This window comes from Shewanella sp. HL-SH5 (genome assembly GCF_051163755.1).
In the GTDB taxonomy this organism is placed as follows: Bacteria; Pseudomonadota; Gammaproteobacteria; order Enterobacterales; family Shewanellaceae; genus Shewanella; species Shewanella glacialimarina.
Map to the genome: position 1 here is coordinate 531,298 of NZ_CP195038.1, position 20,767 is coordinate 552,064.

A 20,767-nucleotide genomic window follows, 5' to 3' on the forward strand; every position below is an offset into this window, starting at 1 on the left:
AGCAAATGTTGCTGCGATAAAATAATGATCAATTCTAACAAATGGCCTGTAAAAAAGCGCCGTAAATTAAAGAATGGTCTCTAGATAGCCACTACCAAGCTGTTTCATTTGTCGCTCAACCCAAACCGCTCTTTGGCTTAGATAAGGGCTGAAATTATTAGGATTACGTTTGCGAGGGCTGGGCAGTAGCACGGCCAGCCGTGCGGCTTCATTTTTGCTGAGATAACGAGCCGATTTATTAAAATAGTGCTGACTTGCGGCTTCTACGCCGTAAATTCCTTGGCCAAATTCAGCCACGTTTATATACACTTCTAGAATACGTTTTTTACCCCAAATGACTTCAAGGCTAATGGCCAACATGGCTTCTAAGCCTTTGCGAATAAAGCTTCGCCCTGGCCATAATAGAAGATTTTTGGCGGTTTGTTGGGTGAGTGTACTAGCACCCCGAAGGCCTTTGCCATCATCATGTTGGTCAAGGGCTTTAGTGATGGCGCTTAAATCGACCCCAAAATGTTTAGTAAATAGTTGGTCTTCTGAGGCGACCATTGCCAGCGGGATATGCGATGGTAGCTTATCAATGCTTATCCACTGATAGCTCACAGGGTAAGGGCTTTGCAACATAAATGACGTAGTGGGCGGTGCGATAAACCTTAATGCCAGTAACAATAACGCGAGTACCAGCATTAATCGCCACATGACATACCATGTCCAGCCGAAAACTCCCCGTGTACGATTTTGCATTAACGCCTCTTTGTTATATTTAGCCAGATTCTTGTGCTGGTCGCTATCGACGCGCAAGAGTATAGGATAAGCGCATTAAGACCAAATTCTAATCTGCCTTGTTTAAATTTTTTCTAAGGTTAGCTGGCTTTATTATAGCTGTAGTGATTGATTCTGCTTTAATTAGCATTTGTTATCGGCTGCTATTTCTGTACATATCAATACTGAATAGCTCACAATTAACGCTCATCTGGGCGCCATTAATCTTGTCATATTAATTCGATATTTTCGTCATATTCACTGCGTAAGCTAGTGCTGATAATCAGTTAATTCAGCGTGTATTATTGCAAAAATGCATAACAACAGGCATGACAGCACGACAATATGGAGCAATAAGATGACAAGGCAAAAAAGCGTAATACTGGGAGTTATTTCTGTTTTGGCCAGTATGCTATGGGTTTCAGGCTGCAACAGTAACGATAATAATGATGATGCTAGCTCAGTAGGCGTTGATAAAAGTGTTAGCGTTCAAGTTGGTCCTAGACCGCTATTTTTAGTCGATCAAATGCAAGCCAGCGAGCTAAAAACTCAATTGGTACAATGCGAGTCGGGGCCATTTTATCGCACGGACTTTTCGATTGGGCATCGTGGTGCATCAATGCAGTTTCCTGAGCACACTAAAGAAGCCTATCAAGCAGCGATTGATTCTGGTGCGGGTATTGTTGAATGTGACGTTACTTTTACCGCAGACAAAGAACTCGTATGTCGCCACTCACAGTGTGACTTAGCCACCACCACAAATATTTTGGCCATTCCAGCGCTTGCCAATAAATGTTCAGTGCCTTTCTCGCCAGCCGATGCAGCTAACGGGGTTAGCGCAACAGCCACGTGTTGTACCAGTGATATCAGCCTAGCTGAATTTAAAACCTTAAAAGGCAAGATGGATGGTTTTAATTCAAAAGCGACCACAGTTGCAGAGTTTATTGATGGTACACCAAATTGGCGCACAGACCTGTACGCAGGTAATGGCACCTTAATGACCCACGCTGAAAGTATTGCTTTGTTTAAAGCTGCCGGGGTAAAGATGACGCCAGAGCTTAAATCGGCCATTGTGAGCATGCCCTATGATGGCTTTACTCAACAAGATTACGCCCAAAAAATGCTAGATGAGTATGCGGCGGCTGGGGTTGATGCTTCGCAGGTGTTCCCACAGTCATTTAATTTAGATGATGTTAAATACTGGATAGCCAATGCGCCAGAGTTTGCTGATCAAGCTGTGTATTTAGATGATCGTTATGATTTTAGCAGTGGTTTTGATCCCCAAAATAGCGCCACCTGGTCACCGAGCATGGAGACTTTGGCGGCAGATGGTGTGAAGATTATTGCACCGCCATTATGGGTGTTAGTCACTTTAGATGAGAATAAGGCGATAGTCCCTTCTGAATATGCCAAAGCAGCGACTGCAGCAGGTCTTAAAATAATTGCCTGGTCACTTGAGCGTTCAGGGCCCCTTAGCCAAGGCGCTGGAGGTTGGTATTATCAAAGCATTGCCGATGCGATTGATAATGAAGGTGACACCTTTGAGCTGTTAGATGTGTTAGCAAAAGATGTTGGGGTAATAGGCGTATTTTCAGACTGGCCCGCTACGGTAACTTACTATGCTAACTGTATGGATAAGTAAGCTATAGCGAGCTTTGTAGACTGAGTCGCTTTGCCTATTTGTTGATTTTACTATTAGTGCCTGATTATTTAATTGATTGGTATGTAGTAGGTAGTGCGCGAGTAGGTTGGCTGATTTAACATAGTAAAAAGCGGGATAATCATCCCGCTTTTTTATGGCTATTTATTCGCTTTATAGCAAAGTTGCAGCGTTAATCAATTTCCCCTTTTAATTGGCATCTAGCATCAAAGTACCTGGCGGGCTTATTTATATTTCTGTTTTACGGTTTCAATCAAAGCTTGCCACTGCGGATACTCTTCGAAACTTTTTTGTAAGTCTCCCCATGGCGACAAAGTGTCATTAATATCGACCTGTTGATCTTGCTGAGTGGCTAAATAAAGATAATAAAACGCCGAGGCACGATAATTGGCAGCACAGTGCACAACCACAGGTTGATTGTTATTGGCCTTCATTAACGCAAAAAATTGTTCCACATCTTCAAGCTTGGGTTGTTGCCAATCAACGCTGATATTGTGGTAACCCATACCCAAACCAGTCACTATTTGTTGTTCATTTTTAAGCGCATTGGGGTTGTCATTGGGGATTAAGTTTATGACGGTTTTAACGCCAGCTTGTTGCAATAATGCAAATTGCTCCGGCGTAGGTAAACCTGCGGTAATAACTTGATTTTGGTTAAATTTAACCGCTTTAATCTGCTGTAATTTACGGGTATCTAAGTTGTCGTTGTTGGCCATAGTGTGTGTGCTTATAAAAAGAAGTGATGCCACGAGATGGATGATGATGTGTAATAATTTCATTTGTTATCCTGCTTTGGCTTTTATTTAACCTTCAATAAGGCGCTTAATCTGGTCTAGGCTGGTTTCACAGTGCTGATAATCTAGCTTGATTGGGTAAAACTGTTGATTATGCAGTAACACTAATGACGGAAACCCTTGAATAGGCAGTTGCCTTGCTTGAGTTATTTCGGCCATTAACTGTTGCTCCACTTCTTCACTATGCATCTGTTGCTCAAAATGGTTTTTATCCATGCCTATGCTGACCGCCAGCTCAGATAACACAGCAATATCAGACGGGTTTTTTGCCCGTAAATAATAGGCTTGTTGAATGGCATTAATCATTTGCGCTTCTAAGCCTGATGCTCTTGCCACCAAAGCTGCGCGGCAACTTGGGTAGGTTGAGCGTCTTGGCTGGCACACAGTCCAAAAATCGTGATTAAACTCAGTGCCGAGTTGCTGGTGTATGTTATGCCATGTTTGCTGCAAAAATTGCTGCATCTCCACTGGCATAGGGGTATTACAGTCGGGTGCTAAGCCACCGACTGTTAATTCAATGGCTAGTTTATCGGTAAACATTGCTAACTGATTTTGCAGTTTTGTCCACGTTGGTTGGTAGCCCCAGCACCAGCTGCACATAGGGTCGTAAACATAATACAGAATCGCTTTATTCATGGTTATTTTGCTAATCATCTGACACTTATCCACATAATGACATAGTTTACGCATCTTTTAAGTATTGTTTAAATAGTGCTGAAAGGAGGTCGGAAATTAGCTATTTTTCAAAGCACTAAATAAATAATGTAAAGCTTGAGAAGCCCTTAACAGTCGTTATAATAATGATCTTGATCACAAAAGGAGAGACGTATGTTCGTAATGGGCTTGTCCAACGATGTCACTGATTCAATTGACGCAACCATTCAAAAAGGCGCATTTCGTGCTGAGGGTACGCTATGGATTGAGGAAGAGTACTTACATTTTCAACCTTTTAATCAAGACCTCGCTTACGGTCCTTATGCAATAGAGTTGGATAATATTAAGTCGGTAACCACTTGCTGGAGCCGCGGTACAGGAGTGATTCCTGTGGATGCTGATTCTATTCAAGTGATTACTTTAGATAGTCAAAAGTTTCGTTTTATTCTGAATTCACCTAAAGAGTGGACTGAAAAGATTTTATCTTTACTAACGCCTAAATTATCACTTAAATCATCGACTAAACCTTCGTCTAAATCATTAGCTAAAAATGCGTTAAATGAATAATGTTCCACTGAGTTTAGTGCCAATAACGGAGGCTGATTTAGCCACCTTATTTGCGTTTGAAAGTGACCCTGTAGCAAGCAAAATGGCAGACTTTCCTGCACGAGATAAAGCCGACTTTTATTTACATTGGCAACAAAAAGTTATAGGCGTACCGGACGCGATAGCACAAGGAATATGGCAGCAAGGTAAGCTTATAGGCAGCATGCTAAGTTGGTGCGACCCTAAAGATAGCTTGATTGAAAATGGACGTTTAATAGGTTACTGGATTAACCGTGAATATTGGGGGCGGGGCATAGCCACTCAAGCTTTAGAGTTGTTTTTACCTTTACTGCCCAAAACGCCATTATTTGCCTATATAGCCGCGCATAATATTGGCTCACTAAAGGTGATTAAACGATATGGCTTTATGCCAGTGGAGTTGACGGCTGAGCAAGCCATAGGCTTACCTGAAGGATTAGGCTTGTATAGAAAAGCCGATTAATGAAAGTGGTGTTTAAAAGTGCTTAGTGACAATAGGGTTGGCGCATTTTTATCGTGCGAATAACGAAAGAACATTTATGATTTAACCCGCTAATGCTAAAATCTTGCCTTCATTTTGGGAGAACCACATGTCTTTTGGCGCGCTAGCATTACATCCGCAATTATTATCACGTTTAAGTGCGCTGAACTTTACCCAACCTACGGCGATTCAAGCAGAAGCAATACCGGTTATTTTATCGGGTAAAGATGTCATGGCCGGTGCTCAAACTGGTACGGGTAAAACCGCAGCATTCTGCCTGCCGATCCTGCATCAATTACTCAGTCTGCAAGATAGTCAAATTGACACAGCTAGTTCAACCCCAGTTAGAAAGGTGAAAGCATTAGTATTAACCCCTACCCGCGAATTAGCCCAACAAGTACACCATAATTTAACTCAGTTGATGGCTGATACTGATCTCAAGGCGGCATTACTTTACGGTGGTGTTAGCACCCAAGCTCAAATTAGTGAGTTAGCTGCTGGGGTTGATATTATTGTCGCCACCCCAGGCCGATTATTGGACTTATTACGTCGACGGGCAACCAGCTTATCTGCGGTTGATTACTTTGTCATTGATGAAGCCGACCGCATGTTAGACATGGGCTTTAGAGATGAAATCATCGAAGTATTAAAACGCTTACCTAAACAGCGGCAAACCTTGTTATTTTCCGCTACCTTAGATGACCGTATTTTTTCATTTAGTAAGCGGTTACTTACCCAGGCTAAAGTGATTGAAACCCACGCCCGCAATCAAACCGCAGTCACGGTGACAGAGCGAGTTTATAATGTCGATGCACATAAAAAATGTGATTTACTGTGTAAGCTTATAACCGTTGAAAAATGGCAACAAGTATTGATTTTTAGCCGTACCAAGCAAGATGCCGATGTGTTGGTGAAACAAATGAGCCAACGCGGGGTAAAAGTGGCGGCTTTGCATGCTGACTTATCGCAATCAATACGTGAGCAAGTACTTACTGACTTTAAAGCTGGCCAATTAACCGCGCTAGTTGCCACCGATGTTGCCGCACGTGGAATTGATATTGCGCAGTTGGATTATGTGGTGAATATGGAGCTGCCGTTTAAGCTTGAAGACTATGTGCACCGCATTGGACGCACTGGCAGAGCAGGCCAAGCTGGTTATGCCATTACCTTATTAAGTGTCGACGATGAACCGTTTTTAATAAAACTAGAAGCTTATTTAGATAAGCGTTTGCCACAACAATGGTACCCAGGTTTTGAGCCCGATTTAACCAAAGTTGCCCCCGTAACCCGTAAAACCAAGAAAGGCTCGTTAAAGCAGCAAGCTAGGCAAAAAGCATTGGCGCAATCAAAACGTTAGAATGGTGTTTCAAAAGGCTGTAGATGTTAATCAGGTAAACTAGGTATAAGCGCTTCTGTGATGCGCAGCAACTACCTATTATACTTAAGACACCATGAATTAAGAACATAGCTATTTTTTTCTGGAAAAACTAAACCTGCTGTCGATGGTTCCTGCCGCGATTGTAGGTGGAGTTATTCTTGTGGCAAAGCTTGAGCGGATCGTCATTTCGCTTATATTACATTAATAAATAAGCTATCTTGTAATATACAGGATGCAGAACATGCCGAGCTGTTAATTTATTTAATGTTAGTAAATAGCCCCAAGGAACCATTTATGCTGATTGAACATGACATTGCAGACGTATGTGTTGGGATGTATGTGGTCGAAATCACTGAACCTAAAGATACGTTTTCGTTAGCTAAGCCTGGGGTGCTTAAAAGTGAGCGTGTTATCGAAGCATTAAAGCGCAAATCTGTCACTAAGCTGTTAATTGATACCAGTAAAACAGAGACAATTGAAATTGTTAAAAACGTACCAATACCTCCAAAGATAACAGCGACTAAGCCTGTTACAACTAACTTTTTTAATCACGAATTAGCCAAAGCTCGCCAAGTTTTTGATGAATCTAAAAATATCCAAAAAAAGTTATTCCATAATGCACAACATGGTTTGCCGTTAGACATGGACCCGGTTCAAAAAATTACTTCCGAATCGACAGATTTAATTTTCAATAACCCCAATGCGCTTTCGTGTGTACTTAATATTCGCAATAAAGATGAATATTTGCTTGAGCACTCAGTGTCAGTATCGGTATTGATGACGATGTTTGCCGTGTATAAAAAAATCGATAAAGAGATTGTTAACCAACTCGCTATCGGTGCTTTTTTACATGATGTCGGTAAAATTATGATCCCCGATCGTATTCTGAATAAACCCGATAAATTAACCGATGAAGAGTTTCATATTATGAAAACTCACGCCAATTACTCGATTGAAATCATGAAAAATACCCCAGGAATCAGTCAGCTTAGTCTCGAGGTTGCAAGCTTACACCATGAAAAAATCAATGGGTTAGGTTATCCATTTGGCGTCGCCGCAGAAAAAATTACCCTTTACGGAAGAATGATCAGCATTTGCGATATTTTCGATGCGCTTACTTCACACCGCTGCTATAAGCAAGGCTATGCCCAAGTAAAAGCCTTTAGTATTTTACGAGTATTAGCTGAAAAAAATGAATTAGATAAAGACTTAGTTGATGAATTTATTCGTTGTATGGGGGTTTACCCTGTTGGCTCAGTGGTGCTTCTCGAGTCAAATAGGCTAGCTATTGTCGAAGGCCATAACCCGAAAGACCCTATTCGCCCTCTTGTGAAACCGTTTTATCATTTAAAACCCAATCACTTTGAAACAGGACAAAAAATTGATTTGGCTACAGTCACCGACGACTTAATCGTTAAATGTGTCCGTGCAGATGATTTTAATCTCAATATGGAACAAATTATTGAGTATTTAGCTCATGAGGGTTAGCGTGTAAAATAGTGCCAATTTAACTTTAATCTAAGTGAGTTCAACGTTTGATTTGTCACATTGCTAACCGCTTTCATTTACCTCCCAGTTTTTAGATAATATCCCATGCAGTTCCTATACTTGAATTATAACAAAGGTTACCGTCACTGAAGTGAAAAGGCGTTACGTTAAAAAGGGCTTGATTACAGCTTTAAAGTGTTGTAATTCTGACGTTTACCAATCGTAGTCTTAAGTTTGAAATGATGAATACGTCTCAATATTTGCAATCATAATACTGGCTTAATCGGCCAATTAGCCTTTGTATCTTGATTGCTGAATTAGGGCTGTTTCTGTTATCATCACTGATCCGATATTCTACGCCCGCTAATGTTGCAGATTAACCTCAACGATTAATGGATTGTGCTTAGAATACGTGCTTTAAATATGTGATATCTATCGACAGCTTTTCGCCTACAGGTAACCTTTATGATTAACCACTTCACTGTACTGGGTGTTAAAGCCAGTGCCAAAGAAGATGAAATAAAAAAAGCCTATAAACGTTTATCCAACAAGTATCACCCAGATAAACTACTCTTAGCCTCAGATGAAGAACGGCAGCAAGCAGAAGTGCAACTGCAAAGAGTTAAGAAAGCTTATGACGTGCTAAGTGATAAAAAACTCAGAAACGCATTCATCAAAGACTTTAATAACGTGATAGTGACAGATCCTACCGCCGCAATGCGCGAGCTGTGGGACCAATTTTACCCTTGAGTATCCCATGGCCAAATCATTAAATATTGCTCGTATCCATGAGCTTAAAAACAATGCCTATGACAATATCGAGTCATATAACGACCCCGATACCCCAAAGGCATTAGAAAATTTTTCTCGTCAGATAAAAGAAATTTTACTGGCTGATATCAGCATGCTGTCTTCAGTACCAGAATACTTACCCGTTGCCTTATTTGGCCAGGTTAAGTTTGCCCCTGACGCCTTACTTAAATGGGCGCATTGGATAGATAATGCTATCCAACCAGAGTGGGACGAGTTTAAGGTCAGTATCGCTTTTAATAATGGCGATATCCCTTTAGTGCAAGCGGTACGCGCCCAAGGCGAGTCGTTACTAATTGAAAGCTGCGCGGTATTGTATTTGCTTAATCAAGAAGCCAATGGCTCGAAGAAAAAAGCCAAGCCAGCGCATGAAGATGACGATGAAGAATATGGCCAATCTAATAGCGACTATGATGATGACGATAATGATAGCGACGAAGAAGGCTATTACGATCAATACGATGACGAGGACAGATAATGACAACCAGTTTGATTGAAATTACCGCTCAAGAAATAAAGCAACTTGCTGACGTTGAACCACAGCAAGCCAGCAAGCGTTTTGAGATCATCGCTAATACCATGACAGACGCCCAACTTGTGGACGTTATTGAGTTGATGGATATCGTTACTCTGACGCAAATCAACAGCCATCATGACATTTCTTGCCCGTCAATCATGTCTGAGTTGATGAGCCCAGAGCAAATTCGTGACATCGTTTGTCAGCAGCCCTTATATTGGGAAGAGCAAATAAAGACCAATGCCGATGAGCTACTTGCTCACACCTTTGAGTTTTTAACGTATTTAATCCGCATTCAAGGCAGTGAAGAAAAACAAGCCGCTATTTTGGAATGTATTGCCGATGATCCTGCTGGTCTGTTTTATTTATCTATTCCTTTTATTGAGCTTATTCTTGCGCCCAGTGAAGCAGAGGAAGGCTCACCTGAACGAGATCATTATGACGATGAAGACGACGGTACAACGGTGGGTTATGACAATTGGCATGCCAATGAAGAGTCGCACAGCCTTAGCATGGACGACCCACGCAGCTTAATGGCGCTTATTCAAGAGCTTACACCAGAGGTTGCCAAGTCGATTAAAAACTTACTGCGCAACGAAAGTTCTGGCTGGGAGCAAATCATCGCTAAGTTCGTTAATGAATTGGTTTTACAGGCGAAAGATAAAAACCAAGTGGCCGATGAATATGCGGAAGTCGACGATATGTTTAGCTTTTTAGATTAAGGATTCCAACTATGCAACTGGCATTACGGGACCCAAATCAAGGGCCATACCTGACAAAAGTGATAGCTTACGGTCAAAGCGAAAACAAACTAAGCCAAGATGAGCTCGAACAAATAAAGGCTAAGGCGATTTTAATGAGCCTTAAGCTGGCTGATAAGTTCTACAACAAGCATAAAGTGCACTTGTTAGAACATGCAGCACACGATGTTATTGGTGTGGTCAGCATAGGGCTTATTGCCTTAACAGGCCAAGAGCCTGCAGCATCTTTACCTTTGCTGCAAGGTCCTGATGGGGTACTTAAGTGCTTTCAAAAGGGCTGGAGCTTGCTCACCCACGCAAGCAGTTTGAACACCAACAAATCACTTTATGGTGATGTGAGCGAAAGCTTACTTGAAAATGTGTCTAGCCCGCCGGATATGGAAGAATGGTTGGGCTGGCAAAGTTATCAAAGTGCGTTAACCGAGCATCAACGTCAGCAAGGTATTAAAGCGCTATTGCAGGCGTTTTATGTTACCTCAGATCACGACCCTTTAGATTGTCTTAATCTTGAAGCTGTATTGGCTGAAGCGGTGATTTATCGCACCTTATTTGCTGATCGCGGCGTAAGACAAGATCTTAAAAAACGCTTAGGTAAAATTGAACTTGATGATGCTTGGTTTAATGGCGATTATTTGATGGCGCAAACTGAAAATGCCATTGCTAAATTGCCTCAAGATTTGGCTGAGATAATCCGTCAAGATTTAAGCAAGCATTACATTCAAGGTTTACTGCGTACCTTAAGTTTTGCTAAAGGCTATCGCGAGTTGCAAATGCAAGGCGCAAGCCTGGAGAAGCTTGAGCGATTCGAGCAAAAAGAAGGCCTACACGGCTTACTGGGTTGGCCGCTATACTTAGATTTGTAGTGAGTTAGGCTTATAGTGAGTTAGATTTATAGAAACAGCTAGATTTTAGACGCTACTAGCGTAATGGCGCTTAAGGTCTTATTTAGTTCCAACTTAGTCCCAACAATAAACATAGCGACCTTGAGTCGCTATTTTTTTAGTTATTTTTTTAGCATTAGCCTGCTGTCTTTAAACTGCCACTTTTCTGTCATCTAATTTATGCTCAATTGTCATAAACCCCGCTTATCTTATGTCCGGAAACTAATCTTATAAAAAGAAAGTTTACTTGTTGCAGATGACAACGATCTCGAAAACACCTAGATATTCAAAGGACATATTATGAGCAAAGCGACATTTGATCCACGACGTTTTAACCAAAGCGATAACACGCCATTTGCCCAGGTGATGGAAAAACATTTATCTCGTCGTAACTTTGTTAAAAGAGGCCTAGGGATCAGTGCGATGACCGCATTCGCCGGTGTGGGATTAACCGCATGTGGCTCAGACGACAATACTGTAACACCCGATCCAGCACCGACTCCTACGCCTACACCGACTCCAACTCCGCCAACAAAAAGCTCTGCGGTATTAGGTTTTGATTCTATTGCTGGTTCAAAAACCGACGCAGTGGCGATTCCTGCCGGTTATTCAGCGTACGTGCTTGCGCCATGGGGAACTCCATTGAACGCCAAAGCCGCGGCCTGGAAAGCAGATGGAACCAATACCGGTGAAGACCAGGCTAATTCAGTGGGTATGCATCATGATGGTATGCATTTTTTCCCACTTAATGACTCAAATGATGATGGTTTATTATGTATTAACCATGAATATATTGATGAAGATGCGCTGCACCCAACAGGACCAACCTTTGATGCCAATGGCAAGCGCACCATAATTGATGAAATTCGCAAAGAGATTAATGCTCATGGTGTATCAGTTGTGCGCATTAAGCTCAATAACGGCATCTGGGAAGTGGTTAGCAATGATGCCCATAACCGTCGTTTTACCGGCGCAAGTGTGATGGACATTGCTGGTCCTATGGCTTATACCAGTTACTTAGAAACACGTTACTCACCCGATGGCAGTCAGGCCCGTGGTACATTAAATAACTGTGGTAATGGCAGCACACCTTGGGGCACTTACTTAACCTGTGAAGAAAATTGGCCAGGTTACTTTGTCAATAAAGGCACATTACCAGCAGACCAAACACGTATTGGTATTTCCAAATCAGGTACCCGTTATGGCTGGGATCACCTAGCCGGTGATGATGACGAACGACTTGATGAATTTGCGCGTTTTGACGTTACACCGTCAGGTAATAGCGCGGGTCAAGATTACCGTAATGAAGCTAATGGCCACGGTTATATTGTTGAAATTGATCCGTATAATCCTAATTCACGCGCGGTTAAACGTACCGCCTTAGGCCGTTTCCGCCATGAAGGCTGTACTTTTGGTAAGTTAGAAGAAGGCAAACCAATTACTTTCTATTCAGGTCATGACTCTCGTTTTGAATACTTATATAAATTTGTCTCTGATGCCGTGTGGGATGCAGCCGATGCTAATACCTCTAATCGTATTGCTATGGGTGATAAGTACATGAATGCGGGTACGCTTTATGTGGCTAAGTTTAGTGAAGACGGTGTGGGTGAGTGGTTGCCATTAACTTTAGATGCAGTAACAAAAGATGGCAGCACCTTAGCCAGCAGTTTTGATACTCAAGCAGCGATTATTCTAAACACAGCCGGCGCAGCAGACTTGGTTGGTGCAACTCCGATGGACCGTCCTGAATGGGCAACGGTTGATCCATTTACTGGCAGTGTTTATTTAACATTAACCAATAACACTAAGCGTACTGAAGCAAACACAGCTAACCCTCGCTTAAACAACAGTTTTGGTCATGTTATTCGTTGGGACGAAGGCGATAAAGCTACCGAGTTTAGCTGGGATATTTTTGTATTTGGTTCACCAACCGACGGTGATGCAGAGACTAACTTGTCAGGTTTAGACGACTTAAATCAATTTGCTAGCCCAGATGGTTTAGCGTTTGATGCCCGTGGTATTTTATGGGTGCAAACCGATAACGGTGCCGATGAAGTGACCTCTTATACCAATGATCAAATGCTAGCGGTTGTGCCCTCTACTTTGGTTGATGCGGATGGTAAGCAGCAAGTGATTAGCGCTGAAACACAAGCGCAGTTAAAGCGTTTCTTTGTTGGCCCTAATGATTGTGAAGTGACCGGTTTTGCAATTACGCCAGATTATAAAACCGCGTTTGTTAACATCCAGCATCCAGGCAACTGGCCATACTCGAATAACGCGACTGAAGTTACTCCAGCGGGTACTCAGCTACGTCCTCGCGCTGCCACTGTGATGATCCGTAAAAACGATGGCGGCGAAATCGGCATTTAATCGGACTGATTTAATAGCTCCTACTAGTAGCACCTGTTTAACAGTGCAGCTTGTTAATAAAATGGCCCTAGACGCAAAGTCTTAGGGCCTTTTTTATTGTTAGCTGAGTATGACGTTTTTTCAACAGCCTCAGCAAGCGTAACGCATCGGTCTCTAAATCAGTTTACGCGACAAAGGACAGGCTTAATTAGCCAGTGCATAACCACCTTTTAGGTGGGCGATATGTGAAAACCCTAGGCGCTGCATAGCTTGAGCTGCCACAAGAGATCGACTGCCGCTACGGCAAACTAACACCCATTCTCTGTCTTTATCATGCTGATGTTGTTGCATAAATTGCACTAAACGCGTTAATGGCACATTTTCACAAGCCTTTGACGTATGGTGTAATGCATATTCGTGGGGCTCGCGGATATCAATTAATTTAACCTTAGAGGAATGTAAGGCGATATCTAAACTGGCTGCTGAATACTCTGTGATGGGTTTAAGTTTGCTGCAACTCGCTGTGGGTAAAGCACCGCAGAGTATTTCACTGCCGGTTTGATCATTAAGTTGGCTGTCGAGTGCTAACTTACGCGCCACAAATTCATCCACAGTGATAGTGTTTTGACTCACCTGTTGTAATAACGGATTGCGCAGGCACTCAGCGCTTAAGTGAGTGGCAAATTCATTTTGATAATCATGGCTTGCACAAATAAGGCTTTGTGGTGCTAAGACAGAGCTGAGTAATTGAATGCTGCCATACATGGATACTGCACTGCTACTGTCGAAATTAGTCCGCCCTAGGGTGCCCATTAAAATAGTGTCCCCACAAAAAGCAAATAAAGTGTTACTGGCTAATGTGTCTGAGCCGCTTAAAGGCTGGCACAGTAGCAAGCTTATACTGTCACCGGTATGCCCAGGCGTAGGCACTTTGACTAGCCATTTGTCAGCCAACTGAATGTATTCCAATTGGCGGCCATTCTCTGTCACTGATAAGGTAGTTTGGGGCCAACCTAGTCCGTCACACTGAATGTTTTGCGGATGTTTTTCCGCCAGCAATACCCGTCCTGAAACGTGGTCAGCGTGGCCGTGGGTATCAATAATGGCGATTAAATCTAACTGCTGACATTGCAGTAAGGTATCTAAACGCTCTGTTAACTCTGGCAGAGGGTCAATAATAAACGCTTTCTTTGACGCCGTTTCGATATAAACCCAGGTGCAGCTAGCGCCTGAGCGTAATTGTACTAAACCATTTAAAGGGGTTTTATCATCAATGTTAGCTCTATCTAGCACCATGCAACTTTGGGTTAAGGCTTGGGCGGTACTGATAATACGCTGACAAGCTTGACTCACTTCAGCTTGTGTCATGGCAGGGCCAAAAGACAGTCTAATAGCCGACTCACTTTGCCAGGCTGGTAAGTCCATAGCATCTAACACAAAGCTACGGGTGACTTTAGATGAGCATGCAGAACCTGAACTAACGCGAATATTAGCGGCGTCAAATAAGTCCATTATTTCTTTGCTGCTAAAGCCTTTAATTGCAAAGTTCAGTGTCGTTGGCACGCTATTGTCAAAGCTGTGATTAAACACAATTTGCGGAAAAGCTTGCCTTAGGGTGTCGGCAAGTTGTTGGCGGTATGCATGTAAGGTTTGATGACTGGCAAAGCATGAGTCTGTTGCAACCAGTTGGTCAAAAATAACATTAATCGCCGCCATGCCTGGCAGGTTTTCGGTGCCTGAGCGCTGGCCGCTTTCTTGTCCACCACCGGCAATGACCGGCGTAAGTGGCGCATTTTCTCTGATATAAATAAACCCTATGCCTTTTGGCGCATACAATTTATGGCCACTAAAGGGAGCATAGTCGATAGTGGTTTGAGCCAGATTAAGCGATATTTTCCCAAGGGCTTGTACACAATCCACTAACCAAAAAATAGTGCTGCTGGCTTGGCGAATGGTATTTTCTAAGGCGCTTAGGTCTTGATATACCCCGGTTTCGTTATTCACCGCCATGGTACAAATCATTAATGATTTAGGCGCATACTGACTAATAAAGTCATGATCTAAGTTGCCATAACCATCAACCGGAATGGCGATGACCTTTGCATTGATACCAAGCAAGGCATTCCAATGTTTAAGCGACTCTGGCACGGCTTTATGTTCTGTTGCGCCATAGAGTAAATAGCAATCTTCGCCCCGTTGTTGAGTGGCTTTTAAGGCTTCTCTGGCACTGATTAATGCTGACAGAATAGCGGTTTGAATGCCTTCGGTTGCGCCGCTGGTGAAAATGATTTTGCCATTTTCAGAACCTAGTATTTGCTTCGCTTTGTTGCGGGTCTGTTCCATTAAATCTTTGGCGCGAAGGCCGGTGATGTGGCTTGAACTTGGGTTACCAAACAGCAGCTCCATGGCCGACAGTGCAGCTTGGGCGGCTTGAGGTAGCACAGGGGTTGTCGCATTGGCATCTAGGTATATTTGGCTCAGGTCGTGGTTATTATTCATTTAGATCAACTCTGCTTGGTATTATTAGGTGAAACTGCATATTTCTTTTTGTTATATCTAATTTCGTTTTGTTATATTAGCAGTTTGGTGATCAGTTACAAGCCTAAACTTATGGTGATTTATCTTTGAAGATTCTATTAATCAGCTTTGTTGAACGCTTACCTTTGATTACCTTGTTTAAAGTATTTTTCGAGCGCTTTCTTGAACCAAAACACCTTGCAACGTATGATGCGTTTTTTTGTCAGCAGGCCCTAAGATGCGTCATTTAACCACTCGTTATCATCCTGAAACGCCGGCAGCATTTATTGATAATAATTCGTCCACTATGCTGACACGTTTGGCTGCCCGTGCCATTGTGCTTCGTGGCAACCATATTTTGATGTTGTACACCCAGCGTTATCATGACTATTCACTGCCGGGCGGCGGGGTCGATGCGGGTGAGGACATAGTGCAAGGGTTAGTGCGTGAGCTGCGGGAAGAAACCGGTGCTAATGTCACTGGTGACATCATTCCATTTGGTTTGTATCAAGAATACCGTCCATGGCGACGTGACGGTTTTGAATCGGTCAAGATGCTGTCTTACTGCTATGTATGTCAAATTGAAGATGAATTGGGTGACACCCAGTTTGAAGCACACGAGATCAGTAATGGTATGACCCCGGTGTGGATTGATATTGATACCGCGATTTCCCATAATCTGGAAACTATTGCTAGCAGTGACAAGAAAGGCTTATCGATAGAAAGAGAAACCTTTTTACTGCAGTTGATTAAAGCAGAGTTATTGAACTAAGCCGAAGGCGACTTTATGGTTAAAGTCGCGGTCAATGACACGTGCAATAACATTCACTCAATGTCTGCTATTCCATTTTCTAGTGACACGATTGAAGTTCAAGATAGGCGGTTAAATACGTACCTTGATAACCACTTTACGGACTTTTTGCGGCGTAGCAAACGTGCCTGGCATGTGTATATCACCAGGAAAGAAAATAGCAAACATACCGGTTTTTAAGGCAATAAATGCCGCATCTTGTTTATTTGATTCGAAGTCAAACTCGGCATAATCATGTTTGTCATAATACGGCTTAGACGGTGTTTGATCCGCTAACGGTAAATAACCGAACTCTTCTGCACCACTGACCACATATTGAACATCAATATATTGCTGATGTACTTCAAATGGCTCAATTTCTCTTGGTTTTGTTTCATAATCATTGACGATAACAAATAGGTTTTTACCGTCTAGTTCATAGTTACCAACAGCTTTGGCGGTAAAATCTGTTTCAGCTAAGTGTGCTAATGCCAAGGCTAAACGTGGATGCAGTTTTGTATATAGGTGGCGATTTGCTAAAGTGTCAACAATCATAAGAGTTCCAATGAATAATTCAGCAGTGAAAGTGTCATAGTATGGCAATAATATCACTGTTTTAACTCTTCAAGTATTAGAGGATCAACATTTGTCAGCATTACGGTTTATTGCAGGTGAAACCGCTTTTAAACAGATAGAAGCGCAAGGTTTACAGCAAGGTATGTTTACCCAGCTATTAGCCGCTTCAGGCGGTCCTAAGTGGATTGGTATTGCAGGGTTAGACAAGTATATTTTTGGTGAGTTTTTTAAGAACCGTCAAGATCCGTTATATATGCTGGGAGCCTCTTCCGGTGCATGGCGTTTAGCATGTTTAGGACAAGACAACCCTTTAGCAGCCTATGAGCGATTAGAACATTTTTATATCACTCAGCGTTATGACGATGTGCCCACCAGAGAGCAAGTCACTCAACAAGTGCAGGGTGTGGTTGATGGTATTTTAGGTGATAAAGCGGGGACGGATATTATTGCTAACCCGATATTTCGGGATCATATTATTGCCTGTCGAGCCCGTCATGTGAATAGCAGCCAGTCTAAGGTTGGCATTGCCATTGGTTTGGCCTTAGCTGCGGCCAGTAATAGCGTTAACCGTAAAAGTATTGCATGGCATTTTGAACGTATTTTACTGAGCCATAAAGATGCCGCATCTCCGTTTGGGCGCTTAAAAGACCTACCAACCAAGCAAATGGCACTGACTGACAATAATATTCGCCAGGCACTGCTCGCCACAGGTTCAATTCCATTATTACTTGATCCAGTGCGCGACATTGATGGTCTGCCAAAAGGTAAGTATTACGATGGTGGCATTACCGATTATCATTTTGATTTACCCCTACCCAAAGAAAGTGGCTTAACCTTATACCCACATTTTTACCCGCATATGAGCCCAGGTTGGTTTGATAAGTCACTGATATGGCGTAAGGCCCGCAGTAATTATCACAACGCGCTCATTCTGGCGCCATCGGCTGAATTTATTGCCTCGCTACCCTATGGCAAAATTCCAGATCGTGAAGATTTTAAGCATCTTGATACCCAATCTCGGATTGATTATTGGCAAACAAGTATTAAACAGAGCCAAAAGTTAGCTGATGAGTTAGCAACTATTGTGGCCAATGGTACCGTAATGGATCATCTTGAGGCTTGGTAAATTACTGGTATTGTGGAACAAAGTAAGTTGCATTTTCAGTCGTACATTAGCATTAATTTACCTTAATTTACTGTTGGTTTTTTCATCGTTGACTACACTGATATGGAGCAGCATCTTATTGATGCTCGCTTTTTTTGGTGCTTCACCTTGATGGTGTTGGAGGCGAAAATGCAAACACGTGAAATGGCTTTACTGATACAAGATGCGGTGTTGTTGCCAAATGGCCGGCTCGAGTTTAGGGTTGCTTTTCCTGCTGAATTGGCGCTGGTGGCATCAGTGCTTAAAGGTGAATACGGTTTAGCCATGGCAGCGCTAAAGGCTAAAAGTGAACTGCCCTGTTATCGCAGTATTACCGAGTGTGAAATTATCGACTTTCACCAACTAGAAGATAAGTCGCTAAGTATTGTGTTAGAAGGTAAGCAACGCTTAAAAGTATTATCGGCAGCTAAACAGCACAATGGCGTATGGATAGCACGTACTCTACCTTGTCAGAATTGGCGCCATGAGCCGATAGTGGGTAAGTTTGAAATTATCAGCGCAGCGCTTGAACAGTTTTATGAAGTTAACCCTGATTTACTTGGTTTGTATTCACAAATTCATTTAGAAGATGCGACCTGGGTGAGTCAGCGTTGGTTAGAGGTTTTGCCCATGTATAGTCGTGATAAGTTACGTTTGGTGGAACAGCCCAATTGTCACAAAACCATGGATTTTGTCCTGCAATTACTAAAATCCCATGTTGATGTATAACCTGATAATATAAGGGTATCTATTCGGTACCCTGATAATTTTTATGTCGAAATCTACTCTCGAGTCACTTTTACCTACTGGCGCTATTGCGGCGCAGCCATCCTATGTTGTCTTACCTCGCGCGAGTGAATCCTCTACAGTTTATCCAACAGTGTTGGCTTTTTTAATTGATAAGTTTCCACAAATATCACCCTCAGCGTGGGATCAACGGATTAAAGAGGGCAAAGTACATTGGCAAGATGGCCAATCAATTGATTGCCAAAGTGAATATGCCGCAACCAAACGGGTTTATTATTATCGTGAAGTTGCAGTTGAAAAAAAAGTACCTTTTACCGAGCAAATTCTTTATCAAGATGATCATAAAATCATTGTCTATAAACCGCATTTTTTACCGGTTACCCCTGGTGGTAATTATGTGAATGAATGCTTAGTACACCGTTTACGTATTCGCACTGGAATAGACACAATAGCCCCAGCTCATCGGCTTGATAAAGACACCGCTGGCGTGATGTTGATGACGGTAAATCCTGACACTCGACATGCTTATCATCAACTTTTTCTCGATGGTAAGATTAAAAAAACCTATCAAGCAGTGGCCGAATTACCACAAGATTTCGCGTTAAATCAGACGATGTTGCCACATCACTGGACAGTTAAAAATCGACTCGAACGAGGAACACCTAGTTTTATCATGCAGATTGTTGACGGGCCTAGTAATAGTCATTCTGAGATTACATTGCTCAAAATTAACAATAACCTAGGACTTTTTGAACTGGAACCCGTTACCGGTAAAACCCACCAGTTACGGGTACACATGCAGAGTTTAGGCATGCCTTTATTACATGACCGTTTTTATCCCAGACTGCAGGCTAAAGACGATGATGATTTTGACAAACCATTACAGTTATTAGCGCAGCGTTTGCAGTTTGTTGACCCAATCACTAATGAAGTTAATGATTGGTGCAGTGAAGGACTTACTATGTGATTTAAGCTATGTTAACAAAGGTTTTTAAAGGCTATTTAATGACTTTACCGTTAATAGTAGCGCACTTAACGAACACAATATTAAGGTGGCTTTGCGGGTTTTGTTTTTATCGACTTTGCCGACAATGCGTCCTGCTATAACATAGCCTGCGAATACCGATGGAAGCAGCATTAAAGAAAGCCAAATGTGCTTCACTTCAACTAAACCTACAATGGCTAAAATAGCCAGTGCAATCATTGAGCTAAAGATAAAAAAGGCTGATAGTGCCGCCCTAAATTGGCTGGCATCTTTTCCGGCCAGCAAAATAGCCATTGGCGGTCCACCAATGGCGGCAATGTTGCCAAAAATACCTGAAACAATACCCGCAATAAATAAGGTTATCCGATTCACAGGTGCGGATAATTTAAAAATACTTAATAAAACCGCTGTAAATACAATGGCAGCAATGGCTAGTCCTAATATTGGTTGAGGGGCGAGCAATAGTAAGCTTGCGCCCAAAAAACCACCCGGAATTCTGCCCAGTAACGCATATTGCAAACCATTAAATTCTAAATGGCTACGCTCTCTGAATAAGGTCATTAGTGAAATTGCAAACCCCATCACAATCACTGGAACGGGCACTAACTGTGGGTCGATAATATACAGTAAGGGACTGGCGACTACGGCTAAACCGAAACCGATTAAGCTTTGGGTTAATGCGCCGCAAAAGATAATAACTGAGGCGAGTAATAACGTGGTGGGATCAATGAATGGCATGCAATGACTCTTAGTAACTAACGTTTTTCAACACAAGCATTTGTATATTGATTGATATCAATCGTTTGATCGTGTCTAAAAACAAAATTCCATCAAGATAACTACCCTGACTAAGCAGGATATTCATCTTGATGGAATGAATAGCAGGTGTAA

General features: G+C 42.3%; 20 protein-coding genes. 14 read left to right on the plus strand and 6 right to left on the minus strand.

Going from position 1 to position 20,767, the window contains the following annotated elements; translation table 11 throughout:
• Window positions 1-66: 66 nt before the first annotated feature.
• Window positions 67-741 carry a monofunctional biosynthetic peptidoglycan transglycosylase gene (gene mtgA, locus ACRWQM_RS02170; protein WP_434931113.1) on the minus strand — a complete coding sequence of 225 codons (675 nt, stop codon included), beginning with the start codon at window positions 739-741 and terminating at the stop codon, window positions 67-69.
• A gap of 427 nt (window positions 742-1,168) precedes the next feature.
• Between mtgA and ACRWQM_RS02175 the strand changes: the two genes are divergently transcribed.
• Window positions 1,169-2,401 (plus strand): glycerophosphodiester phosphodiesterase family protein, encoded by a 1,233-nt coding sequence (locus tag ACRWQM_RS02175; RefSeq protein WP_434931957.1) that lies wholly within the window; start codon window positions 1,169-1,171, stop codon window positions 2,399-2,401.
• A gap of 242 nt (window positions 2,402-2,643) precedes the next feature.
• On the opposite strand, the gene ACRWQM_RS02180 is transcribed toward ACRWQM_RS02175, so the two are convergent.
• A complete protein-coding gene (locus ACRWQM_RS02180) occupies window positions 2,644-3,198 on the minus strand; it encodes a protein tyrosine phosphatase family protein (protein WP_434931114.1) in 555 nt (184 codons plus the stop codon).
• A gap of 24 nt (window positions 3,199-3,222) precedes the next feature.
• Window positions 3,223-3,849 (minus strand): DsbA family protein, encoded by a 627-nt coding sequence (locus tag ACRWQM_RS02185; RefSeq protein WP_434931115.1) that lies wholly within the window; start codon window positions 3,847-3,849, stop codon window positions 3,223-3,225.
• Between the two features lie 192 nt (window positions 3,850-4,041).
• Between ACRWQM_RS02185 and ACRWQM_RS02190 the strand changes: the two genes are divergently transcribed.
• From ACRWQM_RS02190 to ACRWQM_RS02230, 9 genes are all read left to right on the plus strand, one after another.
• Window positions 4,042-4,434 (plus strand): hypothetical protein, encoded by a 393-nt coding sequence (locus ACRWQM_RS02190; protein WP_434931116.1) that lies wholly within the window; start codon window positions 4,042-4,044, stop codon window positions 4,432-4,434.
• Complete coding sequence (locus ACRWQM_RS02195) at window positions 4,427-4,915, plus strand: GNAT family N-acetyltransferase (RefSeq protein WP_434931117.1); 489 nt, start codon at window positions 4,427-4,429, stop codon at window positions 4,913-4,915. The genes ACRWQM_RS02190 and ACRWQM_RS02195 overlap by 8 nt, the downstream gene beginning before the upstream one ends.
• A gap of 127 nt (window positions 4,916-5,042) precedes the next feature.
• Complete coding sequence (locus ACRWQM_RS02200; protein ID WP_434931118.1) at window positions 5,043-6,290, plus strand: DEAD/DEAH box helicase; 1,248 nt, start codon at window positions 5,043-5,045, stop codon at window positions 6,288-6,290.
• Between the two features lie 315 nt (window positions 6,291-6,605).
• Window positions 6,606-7,799, plus strand: coding sequence for an HD-GYP domain-containing protein (locus ACRWQM_RS02205; protein ID WP_434927266.1), 1,194 nt, complete (start codon window positions 6,606-6,608; stop codon window positions 7,797-7,799).
• Window positions 7,800-8,264: 465 nt separating this feature from the next.
• Window positions 8,265-8,549: a cold adaptation protein ActJcold adaptation protein ActJ gene (gene atcJ / locus ACRWQM_RS02210; protein WP_434927265.1), complete on the plus strand. Its 285-nt coding sequence runs from the start codon at window positions 8,265-8,267 to the stop codon at window positions 8,547-8,549.
• A 7-nt stretch (window positions 8,550-8,556) separates the two neighbouring features.
• The gene (gene atcA / locus ACRWQM_RS02215) at window positions 8,557-9,087 is read left to right on the plus strand and encodes a cold adaptation protein AtcA (protein WP_226413077.1); all 531 of its coding nucleotides are present in this window, start codon (window positions 8,557-8,559) and stop codon (window positions 9,085-9,087) included.
• A complete protein-coding gene (atcB, locus tag ACRWQM_RS02220; RefSeq protein WP_226413079.1) occupies window positions 9,087-9,848 on the plus strand; it encodes a cold adaptation protein AtcB in 762 nt (253 codons plus the stop codon). The genes atcA and atcB overlap by 1 nt, the downstream gene beginning before the upstream one ends.
• An 11-nt stretch (window positions 9,849-9,859) precedes the next feature.
• Window positions 9,860-10,750, plus strand: coding sequence for a cold adaptation protein AtcC (atcC, locus tag ACRWQM_RS02225; RefSeq protein WP_434927262.1), 891 nt, complete (start codon window positions 9,860-9,862; stop codon window positions 10,748-10,750).
• 318 nt (window positions 10,751-11,068) lie between these two features.
• Window positions 11,069-13,138: a PhoX family protein gene (locus ACRWQM_RS02230; RefSeq protein ID WP_434931119.1), complete on the plus strand. Its 2,070-nt coding sequence runs from the start codon at window positions 11,069-11,071 to the stop codon at window positions 13,136-13,138.
• 183 nt (window positions 13,139-13,321) lie between these two features.
• Here ACRWQM_RS02230 and ACRWQM_RS02235 read toward each other — a convergent pair whose 3' ends face one another.
• A complete protein-coding gene (locus ACRWQM_RS02235) occupies window positions 13,322-15,616 on the minus strand; it encodes an aminotransferase class V-fold PLP-dependent enzyme (protein WP_434931120.1) in 2,295 nt (764 codons plus the stop codon).
• Between the two features lie 256 nt (window positions 15,617-15,872).
• Here ACRWQM_RS02235 and ACRWQM_RS02240 point away from each other — a divergent pair, with 256 nt between their 5' ends.
• Window positions 15,873-16,406 carry an NUDIX hydrolase gene (locus tag ACRWQM_RS02240; protein ID WP_434929144.1) on the plus strand — a complete coding sequence of 178 codons (534 nt, stop codon included), beginning with the start codon at window positions 15,873-15,875 and terminating at the stop codon, window positions 16,404-16,406.
• A gap of 111 nt (window positions 16,407-16,517) precedes the next feature.
• Here ACRWQM_RS02240 and ACRWQM_RS02245 read toward each other — a convergent pair whose 3' ends face one another.
• Window positions 16,518-16,979, minus strand: a complete 462-nt coding sequence (locus tag ACRWQM_RS02245) for a YhcH/YjgK/YiaL family protein (RefSeq protein ID WP_434931121.1) — start codon at window positions 16,977-16,979, stop codon at window positions 16,518-16,520.
• A gap of 91 nt (window positions 16,980-17,070) precedes the next feature.
• Here ACRWQM_RS02245 and ACRWQM_RS02250 point away from each other — a divergent pair, with 91 nt between their 5' ends.
• The 3 genes from ACRWQM_RS02250 to ACRWQM_RS02260 all read left to right on the plus strand — a co-directional run bounded on the left by ACRWQM_RS02250 (window position 17,071) and on the right by ACRWQM_RS02260 (window position 19,858).
• Window positions 17,071-18,126, plus strand: coding sequence for an alpha/beta hydrolase (locus ACRWQM_RS02250; RefSeq protein WP_434931122.1), 1,056 nt, complete (start codon window positions 17,071-17,073; stop codon window positions 18,124-18,126).
• Window positions 18,127-18,294: 168 nt separating this feature from the next.
• A complete protein-coding gene (locus ACRWQM_RS02255) occupies window positions 18,295-18,873 on the plus strand; it encodes an LON peptidase substrate-binding domain-containing protein (protein ID WP_434931123.1) in 579 nt (192 codons plus the stop codon).
• Between the two features lie 43 nt (window positions 18,874-18,916).
• Complete coding sequence (locus ACRWQM_RS02260) at window positions 18,917-19,858, plus strand: pseudouridine synthase (protein ID WP_434931124.1); 942 nt, start codon at window positions 18,917-18,919, stop codon at window positions 19,856-19,858.
• A gap of 24 nt (window positions 19,859-19,882) precedes the next feature.
• On the opposite strand, the gene ACRWQM_RS02265 is transcribed toward ACRWQM_RS02260, so the two are convergent.
• Window positions 19,883-20,614, minus strand: a complete 732-nt coding sequence (locus tag ACRWQM_RS02265) for a sulfite exporter TauE/SafE family protein (protein ID WP_434931125.1) — start codon at window positions 20,612-20,614, stop codon at window positions 19,883-19,885.
• Window positions 20,615-20,767: the final 153 nt, after the last annotated feature.

Excerpts from the sequence above, each read along its gene's own strand:
- mtgA (WP_434931113.1), bottom strand. The coding sequence starts at position 741 with ATGCAAAATCGTACACGGGGAGTTTTCGGCTGGACATGGTATGTCATG.
- ACRWQM_RS02175 (WP_434931957.1), top strand. The coding sequence starts at position 1,169 with ATGCTATGGGTTTCAGGCTGCAACAGTAACGATAATAATGATGATGCT.
- ACRWQM_RS02180 (WP_434931114.1), bottom strand. The coding sequence starts at position 3,198 with ATGAAATTATTACACATCATCATCCATCTCGTGGCATCACTTCTTTTT.
- ACRWQM_RS02185 (WP_434931115.1), bottom strand. The coding sequence starts at position 3,849 with ATGAATAAAGCGATTCTGTATTATGTTTACGACCCTATGTGCAGCTGG.
- ACRWQM_RS02190 (WP_434931116.1), top strand. The coding sequence starts at position 4,042 with ATGTTCGTAATGGGCTTGTCCAACGATGTCACTGATTCAATTGACGCA.
- ACRWQM_RS02195 (WP_434931117.1), top strand. The coding sequence starts at position 4,427 with ATGAATAATGTTCCACTGAGTTTAGTGCCAATAACGGAGGCTGATTTA.
- ACRWQM_RS02200 (WP_434931118.1), top strand. The coding sequence starts at position 5,043 with ATGTCTTTTGGCGCGCTAGCATTACATCCGCAATTATTATCACGTTTA.
- ACRWQM_RS02205 (WP_434927266.1), top strand. The coding sequence starts at position 6,606 with ATGCTGATTGAACATGACATTGCAGACGTATGTGTTGGGATGTATGTG.
- atcJ (WP_434927265.1), top strand. The coding sequence starts at position 8,265 with ATGATTAACCACTTCACTGTACTGGGTGTTAAAGCCAGTGCCAAAGAA.
- atcA (WP_226413077.1), top strand. The coding sequence starts at position 8,557 with ATGGCCAAATCATTAAATATTGCTCGTATCCATGAGCTTAAAAACAAT.
- atcB (WP_226413079.1), top strand. The coding sequence starts at position 9,087 with ATGACAACCAGTTTGATTGAAATTACCGCTCAAGAAATAAAGCAACTT.
- atcC (WP_434927262.1), top strand. The coding sequence starts at position 9,860 with ATGCAACTGGCATTACGGGACCCAAATCAAGGGCCATACCTGACAAAA.
- ACRWQM_RS02230 (WP_434931119.1), top strand. The coding sequence starts at position 11,069 with ATGAGCAAAGCGACATTTGATCCACGACGTTTTAACCAAAGCGATAAC.
- ACRWQM_RS02235 (WP_434931120.1), bottom strand. The coding sequence starts at position 15,616 with ATGAATAATAACCACGACCTGAGCCAAATATACCTAGATGCCAATGCG.
- ACRWQM_RS02240 (WP_434929144.1), top strand. The coding sequence starts at position 15,873 with ATGCGTCATTTAACCACTCGTTATCATCCTGAAACGCCGGCAGCATTT.
- ACRWQM_RS02245 (WP_434931121.1), bottom strand. The coding sequence starts at position 16,979 with ATGATTGTTGACACTTTAGCAAATCGCCACCTATATACAAAACTGCAT.
- ACRWQM_RS02255 (WP_434931123.1), top strand. The coding sequence starts at position 18,295 with ATGCAAACACGTGAAATGGCTTTACTGATACAAGATGCGGTGTTGTTG.
- ACRWQM_RS02260 (WP_434931124.1), top strand. The coding sequence starts at position 18,917 with ATGTCGAAATCTACTCTCGAGTCACTTTTACCTACTGGCGCTATTGCG.
- ACRWQM_RS02265 (WP_434931125.1), bottom strand. The coding sequence starts at position 20,614 with ATGCCATTCATTGATCCCACCACGTTATTACTCGCCTCAGTTATTATC.